Here is a 21,819-nt window from a genome sequence, read left to right on the forward strand (position 1 = left end):
CAGCAATCGGGTATACTCAGGCGCACCAGGTTCACTCCCTGGTGCGCCCTGCGCTTCGAGTTCTGTGGAGAGTCATTTTGCGTGTTAGCCGTTCTTTAACGATCAAACAGATGGCGATGGTTTCAGCCGTCACGATGCTGTTTGTCTTTCTCTTCAGCGTTATTTTGCTGTTTCATGCCGTACAGCAGAATCGCTACAACACGGCTTCGCAACTTGAAAGTATTGCCCGTGAGGTGCGTGAGCCGCTGTCGGCCGCGATCCTGAAAGGGGACATTCCCGACGCGGAAACCATTTTAAAACGCATCCAGCCTGCGGGTATCGTCAGCCGCGCGGATGTCGTTCTGCCTAATCAGTTTCAGGCGTTACGGATGCGCTTCATTCCTGAACGTCCCGTCCCGGTCATGGTCATGCGCATGTTTGAGCTACCGGTGCAAATTTCCCTGCCTATCTATTCACTGGAACGTCCGGCTAACCCTCAGCCGTTAGCCTACCTTGTCCTGCAGTCAGACTCCTATCGCATGTATAAGTTTGTCATGAGCTGGGTTGCGACGTTAGTGACTGCTTACTTACTTTTAACGCTTATTTTGAGCGTCGCACTTACCTGGTGTATTAACCGTTTGATTGTGCATCCGTTGCGGCGCATCGCCAGAGAGTTGAACGACCTGCCGCCGCAGGAGCAGATAGGCCACCAGATTGCGTTGCCGCGCCTGCATCATGACGATGAAATCGGTATGCTGGTGCGCAGCTACAACATCAACCAGCAGCGCATTATGCGCCAGCAGGATGAACTCAATATCAGCGCCACCCGTTTCCCGGTGTCCGATCTGCCAAACAAAGCCTTCCTGATGGCAATGCTGGAGCAGACGGTGGCCCGCCAACAGACCACCGCGCTGATGGTGGTCGCCTGCGAAACCTTGCAGGACACGGCGGGTGTGCTCAAGGAGAGCCAGCGTGAAATGCTGCTCCTGACGCTGGTGGAAAAGGTGAAATCGGTGCTTGCCCCGCGCATGGTGCTGACTCAGGTTAGCGGCTATGACCTGGTGATCATCGCGCATGGCGTGAAAGAGCCATGGCACGCTATTACGCTAGGTCAGCAAGTGCTCACTGTCATTAATGAGCGGTTACCGATTCAGGGGATCCAGCTTCGTCCGAGCGCCAGCATCGGGATTGCGATGTTTTATGGCGACCTGACGGCGGAGCAGCTTTACCGTCGCGCATTCTCGGCGGCCTTCACCGCGCGCCGCAAAGGGAAGAATCAGATCCAGTTCTTCGACCCGGAGCAGATGGAAAAGGCGCAGCAGCGTCTGACCGAAGAGAGCGACATTCTGACCGCGCTGGACAACCGCCAGTTTGCCATCTGGCTGCAGCCGCAGGTCAATTTGCTCACCGGTGAAGTGAACAGTGCCGAAGCGTTGCTGCGCATGCAGCAGCCGGATGGCTCATGGGAGCTGCCTGAGGGGCTGATAGACCGGATTGAATCCTGTGGTCTGATGGTCAGCGTGGGATACTGGGTGCTGGAAGAGTCCTGCCGCCAGCTTGCTGCCTGGCAGGAGCGGGGCATCACCCTGCCGCTGTCGGTAAACCTCTCCGCCTTACAGCTGATGCACCCGACCATGGTGTCGGAGCTGCTGGAGCTGATTCACCGCTATCGCATCCAGCCGGACACGCTGATTCTGGAAGTGACGGAGAGCCGTCGTATTGACGACCCGAACGAAGCCGTGGCGATTCTGAAACCGCTGCGTAACGCGGGTGTTCGCATCGCGCTGGACGATTTCGGTATGGGCTACGCCGGACTGCGGCAGCTACAGCATATGAAAACGCTGCCGGTCGACGTGCTGAAAATCGACAAAACCTTTGTCGATGGACTGCCGGAAGACAGCAGTATGGTCGAGGCCATTATCCAGATGGCGCGCAGCCTCAACCTGCATGTGATTGCCGAAGGTATCGAAAACGAAGAGCAGCGCGACTGGCTGGCTAAAGCGGGTGTAGAGGGCGGTCAGGGCTTCTTATTTGGCCGTGCCGTGCCGTCGGACATCTTCGAAAAAAGCTACCTTGCCGACGTGGGCAATAACGCAAAAGTGTAATTTTGTTGCTGGCTTGTGCGAGCCAGTTCAAAGTTCTTAACATTTGTGTTTCAAATTTGAACCTGGTTTATTTCTGTCCTGTTATGTGGGTGTTATTTTAGAGCCGCAGGTTAACCATAACCTTAAAAAGCCTGTGGTTTTTCTTCCCAAGGACACCCTATGAAAACCTCAATCTTCAAAAGCCTTTACTTTCAGGTCCTGACAGCCATCGCAGTCGGTATTCTGCTTGGTCACTACTACCCTGAACTGGGCGCACAAATGAAGCCGCTTGGCGACGCGTTCGTGAAGCTCATCAAAATGGTCATTGCCCCGGTCATCTTCTGTACGGTGGTAACGGGTATCGCTGGCATGGAAAGCATGAAGGCGGTCGGACGTACCGGCGCAGTGGCGCTTCTCTATTTCGAAGTGGTCAGTACGCTTGCCCTGATTATCGGCCTGATCATTGTTAACGTCGTTCAGCCTGGCGCGGGAATGAACGTTGACCCGGCCACGCTCGATGCGAAGGCGGTCGCCGTTTACGCCGAGCAGGCGAAAGATCAGGGGGTTGTCGCCTTCCTGCTCGACGTGATTCCGAGCAGCGTTATCGGCGCATTCGCCAGTGGCAATATTCTGCAGGTGCTGCTATTTGCCGTGATGTTTGGCTTTGCCCTGCACCGTCTGGGCAGCAAAGGCCAGCTCATCTTCAACGTCATTGAAAGCTTCTCGCAGGTCATCTTCGGCATCATCAACATGATCATGCGTCTGGCCCCGATCGGTGCCTTCGGCGCGATGGCGTTTACCATCGGTAAATACGGTGTCGGCACGCTGGTGCAGCTGGGTCAGCTGATTATCTGCTTCTACATCACCTGTATTCTGTTTGTGGTGGTGGTGCTGGGCTCAATCGCCCGCGCGGCGGGGTTCAGCATCTTCAAGTTCATCCGCTACATCCGCGAAGAGCTGCTGATTGTTCTGGGCACCTCGTCCTCTGAGTCGGCGCTGCCGCGTATGCTCGATAAGATGGAAAAACTGGGCTGCCGGAAGTCGGTGGTGGGGCTGGTGATCCCGACGGGCTACTCCTTTAACCTGGACGGCACCTCGATATACCTGACGATGGCCGCGGTGTTTATCGCTCAGGCGACCAACAGCCATATGGATATCTTCCATCAAATCACCCTGCTGGTGGTGCTCCTGCTCTCCTCGAAAGGGGCGGCGGGTGTTACCGGAAGCGGGTTCATCGTGCTGGCGGCGACCATTTCAGCGGTGGGACACCTGCCGGTGGCGGGCCTGGCGCTGATACTGGGTATTGACCGCTTTATGTCTGAAGCGCGCGCCTTAACCAACCTGGTGGGTAACGGTGTGGCCACGGTGGTGGTGGCAAAATGGGTGAAAGAGCTGGATCACAAAAAGCTCACCGATACGTTAAATAATCGCCCAGCTGACAGCAAATCAGCAGGTTTATCCTCTTAATCACGTCATAATTGCCCGCATTCCCTTGTCGGGATGCGGGCTCCTGCGCATAATAATGCTTCATACCTGTCATACTTCGACAAGATTTTTTTTGGGTATATTTCACTTCCCTCCGTGACGTTTGGCTTCACACGCGGTCTAATCGGAGTGTTTTCATCGTCATCTTTAGAGTGCTCACGTCACGAGACACTCTTTTTAACCAGGAATGTTGATCAGGGGTTCACATGCAGGGCACAAAAATTCGACTCTTAACCGGCGGTTTGCTGATGATGGCAGCAGCCAGTTATGTGCAGGCAGATGCGCTCCAGCCAGACCCGGCCTGGCAACAAGGGACCCTGGCGAATGGTTTTCAGTGGCAGGTGTTAGCTACCCCGCAGCGTCCCAGCGATCGTATTGAAATTCGTTTGTCCGTGAATACGGGTTCCCTCACTGAAAGCACCCAGCAGACTGGCTTCAGCCACTTTATTCCTCGACTGGCGCTCACCCAGAGCGGCAGTTTACAAGCGGTGCAGGTGCGTTCGCTCTGGCAACAGGCCATCGACCCGAAACGCCCTCTGCCCCCTGCGGTTGTGTCATACGACTACACTATGTTCAACCTGAGCCTGCCGAATAACCGTAACGACCTGCTGAAAGAAGCGCTGACCTATCTCTCCGACGCCACCGGTAACCTGTCGGTGACGCCGGAAACCGTCAACTATGCGCTGAGTAACAGTGACATGGTGGCGACCTGGCCTGTCGATACCAAAGAGGGCTGGTGGCGCTACCGCCTGAAAGGGTCAACGCTGCTCGGCCACGACCCGGCAGAGCCGCTGAAGCAGCCTGTGGACGCCGAGCAGGTCAAATCGTTCTACCAGAAATGGTACACCCCGGATGCGATGACCCTGATCGTGGTCGGCAATGTGGACAGCCGTGCAGTCGTTGAGCAAATCAACAAAGCGTTTGGCGAGCTTAAAGGCAAGCGTGAAACGCCTGCGCCCGTACCGACCCTTTCGCCGCTGCGCCCGGAGTCTGTGAGCATCATGACCGATACCGTGCGTCAGGATCGTCTCTCGATGATGTGGGACACCGCCTGGCAGCCTATTCGCGAGTCCGCCGCGCTGCTGCGCTACTGGCGTGCAGACCTGGCGCGTGAAGCGCTGTTCTGGCACGTTCAGCAAACGCTCAGTAAAAACAACGTGAAGAACATTGGTCTGGGCTTTGACTGCCGCGTGTTGTTCCAGCGTGCGCAGTGCGCCATTAACGTCGAATCGCCGGGCGATAAGCTGAATACGAACCTTGGCGTGGTGGCAAAAGAGCTGGCAAAAGTGCGTAAAGAGGGCCTCTCAGAAGAGGAGTTCAACGCGCTGGTCGCGCAGAAATCGCTTGAGCTGCAGAAACTGTTTGCCACCTATGCTCGCGCCGATACCGATATCCTCATCAGCCAGCGTATTCGCTCCCTGCAAAACCAGGTCGTCGATATCGCGCCGGAGCAGTATCAAAAGCTGCGCCAGGATTTCCTCAGCGGTCTGACCGTCGAGATGTTAAATCAGGATTTGCGACAGCAGTTATCGCAGGATATGGCGTTGATTCTGCTGCAGCCGAAAGGCGAGCCGGAATATAACATGAAGGAACTGAAGGCGACCTGGGATGCGATCATGGCGCCTGAAGCGCAGCCTGCACAGGCTGCAACGGCGGATGATTTGCACCAGGATGCGAGCGATATTCCGCAGGGTCAGTAAGACACTGGTTCTTTGTTCCCTCTCCCTGTGGGAGAGGGTTAGGGTGAGGGCATCAGCCCGCACCTTATTTAAACAGGCATCGCCTCACGTGGAATAATTGCCCCGCGATACTGAATCACGGTACTCGCCGTCTGGTGACCGCGCTGTGCCGCTGCTTCAGGCGTCCCACCCGTCAGACGTACCGCCAGATACCCCGCGCTGAAAGAATCTCCCGCCGCCGTCGTATCAATCACTTTCTCTTTCGCCAGTTTCACCGCAGGCACCTCAACCACCGCTTCGCCCGCGATGGCGACCAGGCATGAATCCGCACCGCGTTTAATCACCACTTCACTCACGCCAGCCGCCTGAGTGCGTGAGATAACCTCATCCACGGGCTTCTCACCCCACAGAGCGTCTTCGTCATCCAGGGTCAGGAATGCGATATCGGTGCATTCCAGCATCTGCTGATAAACCTGCTGCGTCTCTTCGCGGCTGGTCCACAGGCGAGGACGATAGTTATTATCGAAGATCACCTTGCCGCCGTTGGCGCGACATTCGCGCAGCAGAGACAGCAGCTTTTCCCGGCTTTCCTGGCTCAGGATCGCCAGGCTAATCCCGCTCAGATAGAGATAGTCAAAGGTTGCCAGCTCTTCGCAGATGGCGGCGGCGGCGTTGCTTTCCAGCCAGAATTTGGCGGCGGCTTCATTACGCCAGTAGTAGAAAGTGCGCTCACCGGTGCTGTCAGTTTCGATGTAGTACAGACCCGGCAGGCGGTTTTCCATGCGCTGGATGAGTGACGTCTGGACATTCTCGGCCTGCCAGGACGCCAGCATCTGCTCGCTGAAGCTGTCTGTCCCAAGCGCAGTAACGTAGTTCACGCTCAGTGCGTCAGGCGCAACCTGACGGGCAATATAAACAGATGTGTTTAATGTATCGCCACCAAAACCGCGGCTGACTTCCTCGCCTTTTTGGGACAGCTCAATCATGCATTCGCCAATCACGGCAATTTTTTTGGACATAGTCGTGAACCTGAACAGAGTAATTTACGGTAGTGTGCGTTGAGTGAATTTTGTGGTCAACCATATTAAAACGACGTTCCAATATTTTTTTTGAGCCAGCGCGTATTCCTGCCAATTTCTGTCATCTTAATTTCATTTTCCCGGCTAATTGAACATAAAGTTCTCAACTAGCGCGCCGATAACCCAGTGACGAGTCCAGAAAGGTCATCCCATAAAACAGGACATCTGAAATGAAGTCAGAGCAGGTTATCCAGCGGCTGAACGCTACGCCAGAGGCAAGTATTGAGAACTTGCAGGAGCATCGCTACTGGCTGCAATGTGAGCGAGCGTATACCTATCAACCCATCTATCGCACCGATGGTCGGCTGATGGCAATAGAGATTTTAACGGTCGTTACACACCCATCGAATCCTTCACAGCGTATTGCGCCAGACCGCTATTTTGCGGAGGTTGCGGTTCGCCAGCGTCTGGATGTGCTGGAAGAGCAGCTCCGTATGCTGGCAACGAAGCAGGCATTTTTCGCCCGGCACGACATCCTTGCGTCGGTCAATGTAGACGGACCAACCCTGCTGGCATTGCGCCAGAACGAGAAATTGCAGGCGCTGATTGCCTCTCTGCCATGGATGCGTTTTGAACTGGTGGAGCATGTCCGCCTGCCGCAGGACTCTTCATTTGCCTCCATGTGCGAGTTTGGCCCGCTGTGGCTGGATGACTTCGGCACCGGCATGGCGAACTTCTCGGCCCTTAGCGAAGTTCGTTACGACTACATCAAAGTGGCCCGCGACCTCTTTATCATGCTGCGCCAGACGCAGGAAGGTCGAAACCTGTTCACGCTGCTGCTGCAGCTGATGAATCGCTATTGCCAGGGCGTGATTGTTGAAGGCGTCGAAACGCTGGAAGAGTGGCGTGATGTACAAAACTCGCCGGCCGCCGCCGCGCAGGGTTACTTCCTCTCTCGTCCGGTGCCGATGGATACGCTCGAAACGGTGATAACGACGCTCTGAACTGCCCGCTTCCCTTTGTCTGGACTATAGTTTTACAGGACAGGTCATCAGGAAAGGGGACAAAAATGACAAAGACAACCAGGGTTATCGCCTGGATCTCAGGGATTTTCTTGTTGTTGATCGCGGTTGCCATCATCATTATTGCGACATTCGACTGGAACCGTCTCAAGCCGACCATCAACCAGAAAGTCTCAACCGAGCTGAACCGACCCTTTGCCATACGCGGCGATCTGGGCGTGGTGTGGGAGCGGCAGAAAGAGGAGACCGGCTGGCGAAGCTGGATACCCTGGCCGCACGTTCACGCCGACGACGTTATTCTTGGCAACCCGCCGGATATTCCCGAAGTCACGATGGTGCACCTGCCGCGCGTTGAAGCCACGCTGGCACCACTCGCGCTGCTGACCAAAACGGTTTACCTGCCGTGGATCAAACTCCAGCAGCCCGACGCACGCCTGATCCGCCTTTCTGAAAAGAACAACAACTGGACGTTTAACCTTGCCAGCGACGGCGAGAAAGATCCCAATGCACAGCCCTCCTCGTGGTCTTTCCGTCTCGATAACATTCTCTTCGATCGCGGGCGGATCGCCATTGACGACAAGGTCAGCAAAGCCGACGTGGAGATCCTGGTCGATCCGCTGGGCAAGCCGCTGCCGTTTAGCGAAGTCACGGGCAGCAAAGCCAAAGGCGACAACGCCAAAGCGGGCGATTACGTTTTCGGCCTGACGGCAAAAGGGCGCTACAACAACCAGCCGCTGACCGGGAAAGGGAAAATTGGCGGCATGCTGGCGCTCAGGAGCGAGGGCACGCCGTTCCCGGTGCAGGCGGATTTCCGTTCCGGGAACACGCGCGTGGCGTTCGTGGGGACGGTCAACGACCCGATGAACATGGGCGGTGTTGACCTGCAGCTGAAGTTTGCCGGTGATTCGCTGGGTGAGCTGTACGAACTGACCGGCGTGCTGCTGCCGGATACCCCACCGTTTGAAACGGACGGGCATCTGGTGGCTAAAATCGACACCGAGAAATCGTCGGTCTTTAACTACAGGGATTTCAACGGCCGTATTGGCGACAGCGATATTCACGGTTCGCTGACCTACACCACCGGCAAACCGCGCCCGAAACTGGAAGGTGACGTCGAGTCCCGCCAGCTCCGTCTGGCCGATCTCGGCCCGCTGATTGGCGTGGATTCCGGCAAAGGCACCAAATCAAAAGAGGTGAAAAAGGACATCCAGCCTGCGGGAAAAGTGCTGCCATACGATCGCTTTGAGACCGATAAGTGGGACGTGATGGATGCGGACGTCCGCTTCAAAGGGCGCAAAATTGAGCATGGCAGCACGCTGCCGTTGAGCGATCTCTCGACGCATATCATCCTGAAAAACGCCGACCTGCGCCTGCAGCCGCTGAAATTTGGCATGGCGGGCGGGACGATCTCGTCGAACATTCATCTGGAAGGCGACAAAAAGCCGATGCAGGGACGGGCAGAAATTCAGGCGCGCAGGCTTAAGCTAAAAGAGCTGATGCCTGACGTCGAACTGATGCAGAAAACCCTCGGTGAGATGAACGGCGATGCCGACATTCGCGGCGTGGGCAACTCCGTGGCGGCGCTGCTGGGCAGCGGTAATGGTAACCTGAAGCTGCTGATGAACGACGGGCTGATCAGCCGCAACCTGATGGAAATCCTGGGGCTTAACGTAGGTAACTTTATCATTGGCCAGATTTTCGGCGACGATGAAGTCCGCGTGAACTGCGCGGCGGCAAACGTGGATCTGGTCAACGGCGTGGCGCGCCCGCAGATTTTCGCCTTCGACACGGAGAACGCGGTGATCAACGTGACCGGGACGGCCAGTATGGCCTCTGAGCAACTTGATCTCACCATCGACCCGGAAAGTAAGGGGATTCGTATCATCACCCTGCGCTCGCCGCTCTACGTGCGCGGCACCTTCAAAAACCCGCAGGCTGGCGTGAAGCCCGGACCGCTTATTGCGCGTGGCGCAGTGGCCGCGGCGCTTGCGACGCTGGTCACCCCAGCCGCAGCGCTGCTGGCCTTGATTTCGCCGTCAGAAGGCGAGGCGAATCAGTGCCGGAATATTTTGTCGCAGATGAAGAAGTAGCTCCCTTTCTCCCTCTCCCTGTGGGAGAGGGCCGGGGTGAGGGCATCAGACCGCAGTGAATTACAGAACCTGATGCTTAGTCTCGTGCGTCAGCAGCAGCGCAATCAGCGTCAGCGCTGCCATGGCCGCCAGATAGACGCCCACGTAGAACAGGCCATAGTTCGCCTGCAGCCAGGTGGCGATATACGGCGCAACGGACGCGCCCAGAATAGAGGCAACGTTGTAGGAGAACGACGCGCCCGTATAACGCACTTCCGTCGGGAACAGCTCCGGCAGCAGCGCGCCCATCGGGCCGAAGGTCAGGCCCATCAGGCTCAGGCCAATCAGCAGATACGCCATCACCAGCGCAGGGCTACCGGAACCCAGCAGCGGCGGGAAGACGAACAGCGCGAACACAATAATCAGCGTAGTGATCACAATCATGCTTGAGCGGCGACCAAACTTATCCGCCAGCAGACCCGCAATCGGTACCATCACGCCGAAGCCAATCACCGCCATCATCAGCATCCACAGCACTTCGTTACGCGGCAGACCCAGCCCCACCGGCGCGGCGGCGGTGCTGTACGTCATTGAATAGACGGTCATGATGTAGAACAGCGTATAGGTCGCCAGCATGATAAAGGTGCCCAGCACGGTCACGCGGACGTGCTTGGTCAGCAGCGTTCCCAGCGGTACTTTTACCTGCTTTTTCGCTGCCGCGACTTTGGCAAAGACCGGCGTTTCGTGCAGGGAGACGCGCACATACAGACCAATCAGCACCAGTACGGCAGAGAAGACGAACGGAATACGCCAGCCCCAGCTCATGAACTGTTCATCCGTCAGCAGCCAGGAGAGCAGCAGGAAGGTGCCGTTCGCGAAGAAGAAGCCAATCGGTGCGCCCAGCTGTGGAAATGAGCCGTACAGTGCGCGCTTGCGCGCCGGGGCGTTCTCGGTAGCCAGCAGCGCCGCGCCTCCCCATTCACCGCCCAGGCCCAGACCCTGACCAAAACGCGCCAGCGCCAGCAGAACCGGTGCCAGAATGCCGATGGTTTCGTAAGTGGGCAGCAGGCCAATCGCCACGGTCGAAATGCCCATGGTCAGCAGCGACGCTACAAGCGTCACTTTACGGCCAACGCGATCGCCAAAGTGACCAAAGACCGCTGAACCAATTGGACGTGCCACGAAGGCGATAGCAAAGGTTGCCAGAGACTGTAGCGTTGCCGCCGTCGGGTCGCCCTGCGGGAAGAAAATATGCGGGAAGACGATAACCGCTGCGGTGGCATAAATATAAAAGTCGAAAAACTCAATGGCGGTGCCAATCAGCGATGCGACGACAACTTTGTTACGCGAGTTGACCGGAACGTTTTCCGCCCCTTCGTTAAGTGTTGTGGCTGTTGCTTGCATAATATTTTCTTATTTTTGGACGAACGAAAGGCCATATTACGCATAGCAAAAGCGACATTTCAATCTGTAACAAAGTCGCGAGGCGGTGATAAAAGCAACAAAAAGCGGATAATTTTCAGACCAGCGAAATACCTTCCATGAAATGCTTCACACTTTTCAAATATTAGTGATTAAAACTGGTTTTTGGTTAAATAAAAGTTACGGTCTGGATTTATATGCTGAAATGATTGGTCGGGCTGAAATATCAGCCCGACAGGGGGCTTAGCGGTGGGTTTTTCCCGGCATGCGCGGGTCATCTTTGTACTCGGCAGTGGCGATCCACGCCGCGCAGAACAGCGTCAGGCGAGCGAAGAAGTAGAAGAACGCCATCAGCCCCAGTACGGAGCCAAACGCCGCGCCGGACGGGGATTTCACCAGCGACGGCAGGGTGTAGGTCATCACGATTTTGATCACCTCAAAGCCAATCGCCGCAATGAGCGTCCCACGAATGAGCGCTTTCTTGCGCGGACGATGGCGCGGCAGGCGCCAGAAGATCCAGAAGAACAGCAGGTAGTTGGCAAAAATGGAGATGGCCAGACCAATCCCGCGCCACGCTGGCTTCAGCCATTCGATGTAATCCAGATAGAGCGCGGAGATGATCATTTGCTGCGCCGAGCCCGCTACGGAGGTGATAGAGAGCGTCACGATCAGCGCAACGAGCAGACCAATCAGCGAAACAAAATCACGAAAATACTTAACCCAAATCTTCTCCTGATCCTGCGGCGTGCGCTCCCACACGTCGCGCGACTGGGCGCGAATGGCCTCACGCAGGTTGCCCATCCAGTTAATTCCGGAATAGAGGGCAATCAGTAAACCGACGATACCAACGGTAGTACGCTGCTGTACGGCGGTGTTGATGGTGCTTTTCAGCGTGCTGGCGAGCGTTGGGTCGCTGACGTTAATCAGGATCTTATTGAAAATGTCCTGCAGCAGCGTCGGGTGCGACGCCAGCACAAAACCGGCGGCAGCAAAGGACACCATCAGGATCGGGATCATCGATAAGAAAGAAAAGTAAGTAATGGCCGCCCCAAACTGATTCCCCATGCGGTCGTTAAACCGTTCCGTGGCGCGAATCAGGTGCGCAATCATGGGAAGCTGCTGAATTTTTTCTGCCATGCTGGTAACCGTTCCCAGCGCTTTGCTGGCGGTTCCAGGCGCTGCGGGCGCTTCAGGCTCGGTCTCCATCTTTTTGATGGGGTCATACTCTAAATGTTGAGTCGGTCGTTGCGGATTGTTTTCCGGCGTCACGCGCATTTTCCTTTTCGTTGAGCTGGATGTGTTTTTGAATTATAGCTTGCGACTAGTCCACGTAAGCTTTCGTGAGTTCAGTAAGCCACTCCATAAACAGATGTACCCGGCGGGAGAGGTTACGGCGGTGAGGATAAATCAGCGATACGGGCATCGGTTCCGCCCGATACTGCGGGAGGATCTCAACCAGTTTCTTCGCGCGCAGTAAATCACGCACCCCAACCCGCGGAACCTGAATTATGCCTAATCCCGCAAGGCAGGCGGCCTGGTAGGTCTCCGTGCTGTTGACCGTTAATACACCGCCCGTCTTGACCCACTGCGTCGTGCTGCCGTTATAAAACTCAAAGCCCTGCGGGCGCGTGCCCAGCGTGGCGGCATAGTGGATCACCGCATGCGAAGCCAGATCGTCCAGCGTCTCGGGATAGCCGAAGCGCGTCAGATACGCCGGGCTGGCGCAGTTGATGACGGACAGTTTGCCCAGCGGTCGGGCAATCAGTCCCGAATCCTTCAGCGTGCCCACGCGCACCACGCAGTCAAACCCCTCGCGAATCACGTCCACCAGGCGGTCGCTGCTGCTGAGTTCCAGTTCGATGCCGGGATACTGTTGCAGAAAGGCGGGGAGTTTGGGGATGACTAAATTTCGTGCAACGCCAACGGGCATATCGACACGTAACCGTCCGCTGATGCTGGAAGGGTCATGAAGAAACATGCTGTCCAGTTCGTCGAGGTTTGCCAGCAGATCTTTTGTGCGTTCGTAATAGACCATTCCATCCTGCGTCAGGCTGACGCGACGGGTGGTACGGTGCAATAGCTGGGTGCCCAGCTGGTTTTCCAGCGCCTGGATTTGCCGCGAAACGCTGCCTTTTGGCAGGCTCAGCGTCTCCGCCGCGCGGGAAAAACTCTCCAGTTCTGCGACACGGATGAACAATTGCATTGCGTGAATTTTATCCATAGGCGGCGCTCATTGTTGTTCATAATGAAACAGTGAAGCGTTATCCACTGTCTTTATTGATTTTCTATCACCTAATAAGCTCTTTCTCAATCTCCATAACAGCCGAAACGAGGTTTCTCATGAGTGAACGTATTGCATTAGTGACTGGTGGTAGCCGTGGCCTGGGTAAAAACGCGGTTTTGAAGCTGGCGGCAGAAGGGACGGGGATCATCCTGACCTATAACAGCAGCGAGCAAGAAGCGCAGAACGTCGTGCGTGAAATTGAGCAAAAAGGGGTTAAGGCGGTGGCATTACAGCTTAACGTCGGCGAAATCTCCACCTTCGGTGACTTTGCTAAAAAAGTGCAGGAAAGCCTGAAGACGGTCTGGCAACGCGACACCTTTGATTATTTATTAAACAATGCGGGCACGGGTTTATATGCACCCTATACCGAGACGACGGAAGCCCAGTTTGATGACGCAATGAACATCCATTTTAAAGGACCGTTCTTCCTGACTCAGACCCTGCTGCCTCTGATAAAGGATGGTGGGCGCATTCTGAACGTCTCCAGCGGGCTGGCCCGTTTCACCCAGCCGGGCTCGGGTACCTATGCGGCAATGAAAGGGGCGATGGAAGTGCTGACCCGCTATCAGGCGAAAGAGCTAGGCGCTCGCGGGATCGCCGTCAACATTATCGCCCCTGGCGCGATTGAAACCGACTTTGGCGGCGGACGCGTGCGTGACAACGCCGAGCTTAATCACCTGCTGGCGTCGCAGACGGCGCTGGGTCGCGTGGGTCTGCCGGACGACATTGGCGATGCCATTGCCGCCCTGCTTAGCGACAAACTGGGCTGGATGAACGCGCAACGTATTGAAGTGTCGGGCGGTATGTTCCTCTAAGACGCTGGCTTAAGGGGAGGGAACCCCTTAAGGAAATCCTTAAGACAAATGTGTCCAGATACGGGGAGATATAAAGAAAGCGGGTGGTTTTGTAACCTCTCCATTCATTGAGTTTTTTCTCAAATAATGCCTCTGTAGAATCCCCCTTCGCTATTCTCAGAGGGAGAGAAACGATGCGAGTAATCATGTTTGATAGGCAGTCAATATTTATTCACGGAGCGATACACAGTCTGCAAAAGTTAATTCCGGAAATAGATATGACGGGAACCCTTCAGGCAGATGAATTATGGGCGCAGCTGTCCGCGTCACCCGCCGCTATCGTGATGATTGACGGAAATTTAATTCAGAATGAGGGCATCGCTTTCCTGGAGGAGATCATACATCGCTTCCCGGCACTTCGCGTGGTAATGGTTCTGGCGAAAAAAGAGAGCCGATGGATCGAACAGGTGAAGCAGCGAAACGTGATGGCGATTATTCCCCGCAACGCGAGCCCCGAGCGATTCGCCGCCGTGCTGGATTCCGTGTCCAGAGGGATGATCTGTTTTCCCGGTGAGTGGCTCAGGCAGCAGGCTTCGCAGGAAGCATTATTAACGCTAAGCGAGCGTCAGCGTGAGGTGTTGAAACGCCTGGCTGCCGGGGAGTCAAATAAGGAAATTAGCCGCAGCCTGAATATCAGCGCGGCAACGGTAAAAGCACATCTTGAAGCGCTTTTCCGTCGACTGGATGTCAAAAACAGAACGCAGGCGGCCATGTACTACACCCGCTCAACGGCCTGAAGCCATTCTGTTATCAGCGTGGGCATTTCACCAAAGCTGAATATCATCAATACCAGTGCGTCATGCTGCTGTTGGGTTAAGGGTAGCGTCACATTTTCCCGCAGCAGCGTCTCGCATAATTGCAAATCGCTGTGGAGCAAATATTCTGCCTCGGTGGGAGTGATAAGACGGCGAAAATTTTCATCCGGGTGGATGACGTGACCATATCCGATAACCCCTATCCCGTTTATGTCACGATATTTCTCCAGGGAAAGCCCCTGATTTTTTTTAATTAACGCAATCGCAGCAGACGATATCTTTAGCGTAGAACCTGGCATATTCGTTTCCTCTTAATGGCGACACTGTAGAGGAAACGACGCGGGAGATATATCCGCCAAATGGCTATTGCTCAGGGATTATTATTCAGGTATTCATGCTTCAATAAGCCAAATAGCCAGTCATTTTGCCACTGGCCGCCAAGGAAATAATTTTCGCGCAGTTCGCCTTCCAGTTGAAAACCGGTTTTTTCGAGTACACGCTTTGACGCGATATTTCCCGCCGTGACGGTGGCGGTAAGTCGACGAATACCGCCCTGCAGAAAGGCATAATCGCAAAGCGCCCGCAGCGATTCGAAGCCGTAACCTTTCCCGTGTGCCGCAGGTGCGAAAAGGAATCCGACTTCGGCACAATCTTCTTCCCGATGAATGTAACCCGTGACGCCCAGCGGAGCCTGCGAGGCCGTATCACGCACGGTGAGGCAAAGCCAGTGTGCGCTGCCCGGCGACCATGGGGCCAGACGAGAATCGAACGCGGCGCGGATCTCAGCCAGAGGGCGGTTTTCCGCCACAAAGCGCATCACGTCGGGATCGTGCTGTAGCGCGAGAAAAAATGGCCAGTCCTGCTCGTGCAGCGGTGAACAGGTGAGACGCGCGGTCGTTAATACGGGCATTCAGATTCTCCTGAAACATTTTAAATGATTATAAGGTTGTCACTTTATTTCAACAGAAAGTCAGGTATGTTTAACGTCGTATAAATAAAAGAAAAAAAGAGTGTTTCATGCCTGTCCCAGGCGTTTTCATTGTCTCTGAAGGAATACAATGACTCTCAGCACATCACACCCCATTCGCGAACAGTTTGAACACTGTCTTGCGGTTATTCGTCAGGCGTCAGTCGAAATACTGCTCCTGCTGAATGTACATGCTTCTGAAGGAAAAGATCCACGCTGGTTTCTGGAGCAGCTGGACAGCGCCCGCCTGGGTCTGGGGGGATGGGCTGCTGTGGCGAAGCAACTCAACCTGAACGATGCTGAAATGTCGACATTCACCCTACAGCTGCGCCTGTTGCAGCAGCGCGTGCCTCAGTATGAAAGCGGGCAGGATGTCACTGAAAATCAGCTGATTGCGGCGATGCGGTTTGTGACGACTCTGGAGCATCTTCGTCTCCAGCAGCCTCTTCTGACTTACAACACTGAGCTGGCGCACGGTAGCGAAATCCAACAGCAGCAGGCGCATAAGCAGGTGCGTGCTATCGAATTGATGATGAAGGGGCTGATCCAGCAGGCGTGGCCCGATCAGGTGCGGCTAAACAATCATCTCAAGACCCTGTTTAATGCCGATCGCGTTCGTCGCTGGCTGAAACTGGGCGACATTAATGACGTGTTGAGCGGCATGATGTTCAGCGAGCTGGCCCAGCTGCTGGTGGATAAAAAAGAGTTTAGCCGTTACTACGCGTCATTGTTTAGCGATCCCGCCATGCTGACGCTGCTGGTGGAGCCGCGCATCACCCTGCAAACCTTCCTTGATGACATCCGGCAAATCCGCAACAGCATTACCGTGCAGCGGGCATTAAGTTCCGCGCAGCTCCTGCTGCTCGATCGCTACTACACGCAAATCACCCGACCCGTTCAGCGCGCGTTTGAAGAGGGGAGAACACGCATCAATCCGGCGGGACTACTGGCCGTGGATGCCAGCGAACTGCATGCATTCTGGGAAAAGGCGCAGAAAATGGACCGGGTCACGGGCGGCGATCTGTTCGAGGTGCGCGACACCATTGAAAAGCCCACCCAGCGCGCGCCGCGAACGCCTGAACAGCGCGAGCAGCTCATTTCCGGCGTGCTGTGGGGCGCGGTTGGCGTCATGGTCATCGCGATTATTACCGGGGGAGTCTGGCTTGTGACCAGCGGCAAACCGCAGCACGTCGCGGCGAGTGCCGCCGCCACGCCTCCGGCACAGGAGATGCGTGAAACGCCTTCCTCGCGTGAGACGCTGACACGCATGGGCGTCACCTGGGACGAGAATAATTTCCGCTCAGCCATCAACCGCAATGACACTCGCGTGGCGCTGCTTTTCTTGCAGGGTGGTATGGACTGGAAGCTGTCCTGGACGGAAGAGGCGATGTCGTCAGACCATGACGACGTGCTGGAACTGATGCTGCGCTATCGGAAAAACATGGTGGAAGAGAAGCCGTGCCGTCGTTTCATCAACACGCTTAGCCACGCGATGGCGAACGGTGAGTCTCTGACGTCAACGCGTAAAGACTATTTAAAAGCGTTTTGCACCGTACCCGCTGTCGTGAAGCGCCAGCAGCACGACGCCGATATGGCGAAGCGCCGCGCGCAGGCACAGCCGGGTGCTGAAACGAAAAAATGGCAGTCTATTCAGACCGCCATTTATGAGGTGATTCGCTGATTTCTTCTCCCTCTCCCCGTGGGAGAGGGAGCCCCAGTAATTTTTTTACCTGAAGCGATGAATGTTGCATCAGCAAAATTAATGACTTACAGCGACGATTTACCGCCGGGAGCCCGGGTTGCCAGGGTGGTGGCGACTGAGCCACCACCCTGGCACGTTCACCGGTCATGTCGTTACAGAATAGCAAGGAACATAAAGTGAACGGAATGACCACCAGAGCTGTATGTTCCCCCTCACCCCAGCCCTCTCCCTCAAGGGAGAGGGAGTCGTCCATGCAGGCATTATTTTGTGGGGAACCCTCAGCCCTTTGGGAGAGGGCCGGGGTGAGGGCAACAGACCGCCCCCCACTCAAGGCTCCCCATACAGCCCAATCAGTCGCCGCACTACGCCGTTCGTCCAGCCGAAGCCGTCCTGAAGCGGGTACTCACCACCGCCCCCTTCGCGCGGCGTACTGCTGGCGATGTGGTACTTCTCAATCAGCTTATGGTGAGTCTGATAAAAATGGTTCACCGTTTGCAGCCAGCTCCAGGCGATCTCGTCGCCCAGCGAGTCGTTGCCGTACTGCTTGAACCCCTGAATCGCCATCCACTGCAGCGGCGCCCAGCCGTTGGGTTTATCCCACTGCTCACCGGTTTCGTACTCGGTCGCCAGAATCCCGCCCGGCGTCAGCAGCCGCGCTTTGACCGCATCTGACAGGCGTTCAGCCTGCTCGTGCGTCGCCATGCCAACGTACAGTGGCACAATGCTGGCCGCTGAGAACAGCGCCATATCTTCACGCCGCCAGTCGTAATCCCGATAACAGCCGTTCTCGTCATCCCACAGATAGCGGTTAACCGCCGCGCGGCGATCGCTGGCTTTCTGACGGAACAGGTCGGCTGTCTCTTTATCTCCTTTCGACGCCGAGATATTGGCGATAGCGCTTTCCAGCTTGAACAGGAAGGCGTTCAAATCGATAGGGATAAACTGCGTGGTACGGATGCTGGCAAGTCGACCCGGCTCACGAAGCCAGCGGGAGGAGTAATCCCAGCCAGATGCCGCCCCGGCGCGTAAATCGCGGTAAACCTCATTCGGCGGACGGCCAGAGTGGCGCGCCGTCTCCACGTCCTCGATCCACGACTCGTCGCGCGGCGTGTCGCGGTCATCCCAGTAACGGTTAAGTAGCGAGCCATCCGGCATACGCACCGCACTGCGGTAGGCCTGGTTAAGCAGCAGCGACTCGGCCCCGTCCATCCAGAAGGCGTGCTCCATCTTCAGGTGTTCAAGGTAACGCTTCGCGCCGCGTACCCCGTCCTCCTCAAACAGCTCCACCATCAGGGCAAATACGGGTGGCTGGGAGCGGCTGAGATAATAGGTACGGTTACCGTTAGGGATATGGCCATAGCGTTCAATCAGCCACGCAAAGTTATCCGCCATACATTTCAGCAGATCGTTACGGCCACTCTCCGCCAGACCCAGCATGGAGAAGTACGAATCCCAGTAGTACGTCTCGCTGAATCGCCCGCCGGGGACGATATACGCCTGCGGCAGCGCCAGCAGGGACGACCAGGGAATATGATCCTGCGGTTCGCGCGTCAGCACGGGCCACAGGCTGTCGATATGCTCTTTAAGCGACAGGCCGGGATTCGAAACATATTCCGTGCTGTAGGTCTCCGGCAGCCAGAAGTGGTTCTCCACAAACTGGCGCAGGTCGAAATCCCGATGGCGTTTCACCTTGCGATAGCGGATCAGAATATCCAGCGGATCCATCTTCGGGGCGCAGTCGGGGAAGGTTTTGCTGTCCGCAAACAGCCGCGTCGACTGCACGTGCTCGAAGAGTTCAAGATAGCGATCGGCGGGCGTCAGGGCGTCGGAGGCGGGTAGCCCCTCGATCATTTCGGGTTCCGGCTCCGCCTCAATCATTTCATCCAGTTTCAACTCGCAGGGATCGGTCTCGTAGCGCAGCTCTTCTGCAATCTCGAACTCGATGTTCTCGGTAGCCTGTAGTTTCTGGTTGAACATGGTGATAAGGACCTCCGGTTGTGTGTTCAAAAGACAGGTTTTTCCGGGCGTCTTATAAGCGTAGACATTCGCTTCGGTAGATGTGGAGGGAAATGTGCGGTAGATCACTCTTTTCGGAGCATTCGTTTTGCAACGATTTATGAATGTTAAAAAAATGCCCCTCAGGAGAGGGGCATCAGGATTAACGCATGGTCACAAACTCTTCCGCCGCCGTCGGGTGGATCGCCACGGTGTTATCGAAATCTTTCTTCGTTGCGCCCATCTTCAGCGCCACCGCAAAGCCCTGCAGGATCTCGTCCATGCCGAAGCCGATGCCGTGGATACCGACAATCTTCTCTTCCGGGCCCACGCACACCAGCTTCATGCGGCACGGCTGACGGTGTGAAGTGACGGCGGTGTACATCGCGGTAAACGCCGATTTATACACTTTCACCTGGTCGTCGCCGTACTGCTCGCGCGCCTGCGGCTCGGTTAAACCGACGGTGCCGATTGGCGGGTGGCTGAAGACCACGGTTGGGATAAGGTTGTAATCCAGATGCTCGTCCGGCTTGTTGTTAAACAGGCGCTCGGAGAGACGACGACCCGCCGCAACAGCGACCGGGGTCAGCTCAACGGCACCGGTGTTATCGCCGACCGCGTAAATTCCCGGCACGCTGGTGTTCTGGAACTTATCAACGACGATGTAGCCTTTATCGTTGGTTTTCACGCCCGTTACAGCCAGGTTGTAGTTATCGTTCGCCGGTTCACGGCCGATCGCCCAGATCAGGCAGTCGACGGTCTGGCTGCGGCCATCTTCAAGCTCAAGCGTCAGGCTGCCGTCCGCATTTTTCACCACCGCTTTTGGTACGGCGTTGGTGTGCAGGGTCGGGCCTTCGGTGTTCATCACTTCAACCAGCGTGTCGACAATCAGCGGGTCAAAGCTGCGCAGCGGCGCGTGTTTACGTACGAACAGGTGCGCCTCAGCGCCCAGCCCGTTAATCACGCCAGCCAGTTCCACGGCAATGTAACCCGCGCCCACGATGGCGACGCGTTTAGGCAGGGCAGGCAGCTCGAAGAAACCGTCGGAGTCGATACCGTATTCTGCACCTGGAATATTCGGGTGGCTCGGACGGCCGCCGGTGGCGATCAGGATGTGATCGGCGGTGATCGTCTCACCGTTCACTTCGATCGTTTTCGCGTCAACAAAGCGGGCGAAGCCGTGGATCACGTCGACGTTATTCTTGCCCAGCACGTTGTCGTACGAGGTGTGAATACGGTCGATGTAGGCGGTACGGCTGGCGATCAGCTTGTCCCAGTCGAAGTGATTGATAGTGGTGTCAAAGCCGTAGTCCGGGCCATACATATGGATCGCTTCACGGATCTGCGCCGCATGCCACATCACTTTCTTCGGTACACAACCCACGTTCACGCAGGTGCCGCCCAGCGCTTTGGCTTCAATCAGCGCACACTTCTGGCCGTACATGGCCGCACGGTTGATCGAGGCGATGCCGCCGCTGCCGCCGCCGATTGCGATGTAGTCATAATGCTTAGTCATAGCTTTTGTCCTTAATCGTGAATTGCCGCGATTGTATACCTGAAATCAATAGGTTCCACCGATGGCTGCGATTACTCCGGCACGATCCAACTGACGGTGGCGTGGCCCGTGCCCGCAGGCACCAGCGTTTTGTGCAGCCACGGCAGCACGTTATTCATCTGCGCTTCAAGCTTCCACGGCGGGTTGATCACAATCATGCCGGAAGCGGTCATGCCGCGCTGATCGCTGTCCGGGCGTACCGCCAGCTCGATCTGCAGAATTTTGCGGATGCCGGTCGCTTCCAGGTCTTTGATCATGCGTTTGATTTGCGCGCGCAGCACCACCGGGTACCACAGGGCGTATGTCCCGGTGGCGAAGCGTTTGTAGCCTTCGTGGATGCCGGTCACAACCGCCTGATAGTCGGTTTTGATTTCGTACGGCGGGTCGATCAGCACCAGGCCGCGACGGGAAACCGGCGGCAGCTTGGCTTTCAGCTGCTGGTAGCCGTCGGCTTTTTCCACGCGGGCGCGGCTGTCTTTCTGGAATTCAGAACGCAGCAGCGGGAAGTCGCTCGGGTGCAGCTCGGTTAACTGAATGCTGTCCTGCTCGCGCAACAGCTGGCGGGCAATCAGCGGGGAACCAGGGTAATAGCGCAGCTGGCCGTTGCGGTTGAAGTGATTCACCACGCCGATGTACGGCTCCAGCTCGGCAGGCAGATCGTCCTGCTGCCAGATGCGGGCAATCCCTTCCAGATATTCACCGGTACGCTCGGCATGCTCGCCGCTCAGCTGATAACGGCCCGCACCCGCGTGGGTGTCGAGATAGAGAAACGGCTTCTCTTTCTCTTTGAGCGCTTCGATGATCAGGCTCTGAACGGTGTGTTTAAGGACGTCGGCGTGGTTGCCTGCGTGGAAGCTGTGGCGATAACTGAGCATGGGTAATGATATTCCGCTGAATTGACGATTTGCCACAGTTTACAGCAGAACGGCACAGATTACCCGCAGGCAC

At 56.1% G+C, this 21,819-nt stretch carries 17 protein-coding genes; 8 read left to right on the forward strand and 9 right to left on the reverse strand.

Annotated elements, in window-relative coordinates; genetic code table 11:
* Positions 1-77 precede the first annotated feature (77 nt).
* The 3 genes from hmsP (at position 78) to K5E19_RS21105 (ending at position 5,248) form a co-directional block, all read left to right on the forward strand.
* Positions 78-2,084, forward strand: coding sequence for a biofilm formation regulator HmsP (hmsP, locus tag K5E19_RS21095; protein ID WP_221552920.1), 2,007 nt, complete (start codon positions 78-80; stop codon positions 2,082-2,084).
* 159 nt (positions 2,085-2,243) lie between these two features.
* A complete protein-coding gene (locus K5E19_RS21100) occupies positions 2,244-3,530 on the forward strand; it encodes a dicarboxylate/amino acid:cation symporter (RefSeq protein ID WP_221552921.1) in 1,287 nt (428 codons plus the stop codon).
* A 224-nt stretch (positions 3,531-3,754) separates the two neighbouring features.
* Positions 3,755-5,248 carry a pitrilysin family protein gene (locus tag K5E19_RS21105; RefSeq protein ID WP_221552922.1) on the forward strand — a complete coding sequence of 498 codons (1,494 nt, stop codon included), beginning with the start codon at positions 3,755-3,757 and terminating at the stop codon, positions 5,246-5,248.
* 68 nt (positions 5,249-5,316) lie between these two features.
* On the opposite strand, the gene K5E19_RS21110 is transcribed toward K5E19_RS21105, so the two are convergent.
* Positions 5,317-6,246 (reverse strand): sugar kinase, encoded by a 930-nt coding sequence (locus K5E19_RS21110; protein WP_221552923.1) that lies wholly within the window; start codon positions 6,244-6,246, stop codon positions 5,317-5,319.
* A 230-nt stretch (positions 6,247-6,476) separates the two neighbouring features.
* Between K5E19_RS21110 and pdeH the strand changes: the two genes are divergently transcribed.
* Positions 6,477-7,250: a cyclic-guanylate-specific phosphodiesterase gene (gene pdeH / locus K5E19_RS21115; RefSeq protein ID WP_221552924.1), complete on the forward strand. Its 774-nt coding sequence runs from the start codon at positions 6,477-6,479 to the stop codon at positions 7,248-7,250.
* A gap of 65 nt (positions 7,251-7,315) precedes the next feature.
* Positions 7,316-9,358 carry an AsmA family protein gene (locus K5E19_RS21120; protein ID WP_221552925.1) on the forward strand — a complete coding sequence of 681 codons (2,043 nt, stop codon included), beginning with the start codon at positions 7,316-7,318 and terminating at the stop codon, positions 9,356-9,358.
* Positions 9,359-9,418: 60 nt separating this feature from the next.
* Here K5E19_RS21120 and K5E19_RS21125 read toward each other — a convergent pair whose 3' ends face one another.
* The 3 genes from K5E19_RS21125 to K5E19_RS21135 form a co-directional block, all read right to left on the reverse strand.
* A complete protein-coding gene (locus tag K5E19_RS21125) occupies positions 9,419-10,741 on the reverse strand; it encodes an MFS transporter (RefSeq protein WP_221552926.1) in 1,323 nt (440 codons plus the stop codon).
* Positions 10,742-11,002: 261 nt separating this feature from the next.
* Positions 11,003-12,028 carry an inner membrane protein YhjD gene (gene yhjD, locus K5E19_RS21130; RefSeq protein ID WP_221552927.1) on the reverse strand — a complete coding sequence of 342 codons (1,026 nt, stop codon included), beginning with the start codon at positions 12,026-12,028 and terminating at the stop codon, positions 11,003-11,005.
* Positions 12,029-12,080: 52 nt separating this feature from the next.
* Entirely contained in the window at positions 12,081-12,980 is a 900-nt protein-coding gene (locus tag K5E19_RS21135; RefSeq protein WP_221552928.1) for a LysR family transcriptional regulator, read from the reverse strand.
* Between the two features lie 119 nt (positions 12,981-13,099).
* On the opposite strand from K5E19_RS21135, the gene K5E19_RS21140 reads away from it, so the two are divergent.
* On the forward strand, positions 13,100-13,858 hold the full coding sequence (locus K5E19_RS21140; protein WP_221552929.1) for an SDR family NAD(P)-dependent oxidoreductase: 759 nt from the start codon (positions 13,100-13,102) through the stop codon (positions 13,856-13,858).
* A gap of 173 nt (positions 13,859-14,031) precedes the next feature.
* Entirely contained in the window at positions 14,032-14,634 is a 603-nt protein-coding gene (locus K5E19_RS21145; RefSeq protein WP_221552930.1) for a helix-turn-helix transcriptional regulator, read from the forward strand.
* Here the strand turns inward: K5E19_RS21145 and K5E19_RS21150 are convergent.
* Positions 14,613-14,951, reverse strand: coding sequence for a lysozyme (locus tag K5E19_RS21150; protein WP_221552931.1), 339 nt, complete (start codon positions 14,949-14,951; stop codon positions 14,613-14,615). The genes K5E19_RS21145 and K5E19_RS21150 overlap by 22 nt on opposite strands.
* Positions 14,952-15,022: 71 nt before the next feature.
* Positions 15,023-15,562 (reverse strand): GNAT family N-acetyltransferase, encoded by a 540-nt coding sequence (locus K5E19_RS21155; protein WP_221552932.1) that lies wholly within the window; start codon positions 15,560-15,562, stop codon positions 15,023-15,025.
* Positions 15,563-15,710: 148 nt separating this feature from the next.
* On the opposite strand from K5E19_RS21155, the gene K5E19_RS21160 reads away from it, so the two are divergent.
* Positions 15,711-17,300, forward strand: coding sequence for an STY4199 family HEPN domain-containing protein (locus K5E19_RS21160; protein WP_221552933.1), 1,590 nt, complete (start codon positions 15,711-15,713; stop codon positions 17,298-17,300).
* A 348-nt stretch (positions 17,301-17,648) separates the two neighbouring features.
* On the opposite strand, the gene K5E19_RS21165 is transcribed toward K5E19_RS21160, so the two are convergent.
* From K5E19_RS21165 to K5E19_RS21175, 3 genes are all read right to left on the reverse strand, one after another.
* Positions 17,649-19,298, reverse strand: coding sequence for an alpha,alpha-trehalase (locus K5E19_RS21165; RefSeq protein ID WP_221552935.1), 1,650 nt, complete (start codon positions 19,296-19,298; stop codon positions 17,649-17,651).
* Between the two features lie 181 nt (positions 19,299-19,479).
* The gene (gorA, locus tag K5E19_RS21170; RefSeq protein ID WP_221552937.1) at positions 19,480-20,832 is read right to left on the reverse strand and encodes a glutathione-disulfide reductase; all 1,353 of its coding nucleotides are present in this window, start codon (positions 20,830-20,832) and stop codon (positions 19,480-19,482) included.
* A gap of 71 nt (positions 20,833-20,903) precedes the next feature.
* Complete coding sequence (locus K5E19_RS21175; protein WP_214606118.1) at positions 20,904-21,746, reverse strand: 23S rRNA (adenine(2030)-N(6))-methyltransferase RlmJ; 843 nt, start codon at positions 21,744-21,746, stop codon at positions 20,904-20,906.
* Between the last annotated feature and the right edge of the window lie 73 nt (positions 21,747-21,819).

This window comes from Enterobacter sp. RIT637 (assembly GCF_019718755.1).
Taxonomy (GTDB): Bacteria; Pseudomonadota; Gammaproteobacteria; order Enterobacterales; family Enterobacteriaceae; genus Enterobacter.

Excerpts from the sequence above, each read along its gene's own strand:
- K5E19_RS21150 (WP_221552931.1), bottom strand. The coding sequence starts at position 14,951 with ATGCCAGGTTCTACGCTAAAGATATCGTCTGCTGCGATTGCGTTAATT.
- pdeH (WP_221552924.1), top strand. The coding sequence starts at position 6,477 with ATGAAGTCAGAGCAGGTTATCCAGCGGCTGAACGCTACGCCAGAGGCA.
- K5E19_RS21110 (WP_221552923.1), bottom strand. The coding sequence starts at position 6,246 with ATGTCCAAAAAAATTGCCGTGATTGGCGAATGCATGATTGAGCTGTCC.
- K5E19_RS21105 (WP_221552922.1), top strand. The coding sequence starts at position 3,755 with ATGCAGGGCACAAAAATTCGACTCTTAACCGGCGGTTTGCTGATGATG.
- K5E19_RS21165 (WP_221552935.1), bottom strand. The coding sequence starts at position 19,298 with ATGTTCAACCAGAAACTACAGGCTACCGAGAACATCGAGTTCGAGATT.
- K5E19_RS21175 (WP_214606118.1), bottom strand. The coding sequence starts at position 21,746 with ATGCTCAGTTATCGCCACAGCTTCCACGCAGGCAACCACGCCGACGTC.
- K5E19_RS21140 (WP_221552929.1), top strand. The coding sequence starts at position 13,100 with ATGAGTGAACGTATTGCATTAGTGACTGGTGGTAGCCGTGGCCTGGGT.
- K5E19_RS21155 (WP_221552932.1), bottom strand. The coding sequence starts at position 15,562 with ATGCCCGTATTAACGACCGCGCGTCTCACCTGTTCACCGCTGCACGAG.
- K5E19_RS21120 (WP_221552925.1), top strand. The coding sequence starts at position 7,316 with ATGACAAAGACAACCAGGGTTATCGCCTGGATCTCAGGGATTTTCTTG.
- K5E19_RS21145 (WP_221552930.1), top strand. The coding sequence starts at position 14,032 with ATGCGAGTAATCATGTTTGATAGGCAGTCAATATTTATTCACGGAGCG.
- K5E19_RS21100 (WP_221552921.1), top strand. The coding sequence starts at position 2,244 with ATGAAAACCTCAATCTTCAAAAGCCTTTACTTTCAGGTCCTGACAGCC.
- K5E19_RS21160 (WP_221552933.1), top strand. The coding sequence starts at position 15,711 with ATGACTCTCAGCACATCACACCCCATTCGCGAACAGTTTGAACACTGT.
- K5E19_RS21125 (WP_221552926.1), bottom strand. The coding sequence starts at position 10,741 with ATGCAAGCAACAGCCACAACACTTAACGAAGGGGCGGAAAACGTTCCG.
- gorA (WP_221552937.1), bottom strand. The coding sequence starts at position 20,832 with ATGACTAAGCATTATGACTACATCGCAATCGGCGGCGGCAGCGGCGGC.
- K5E19_RS21135 (WP_221552928.1), bottom strand. The coding sequence starts at position 12,980 with ATGGATAAAATTCACGCAATGCAATTGTTCATCCGTGTCGCAGAACTG.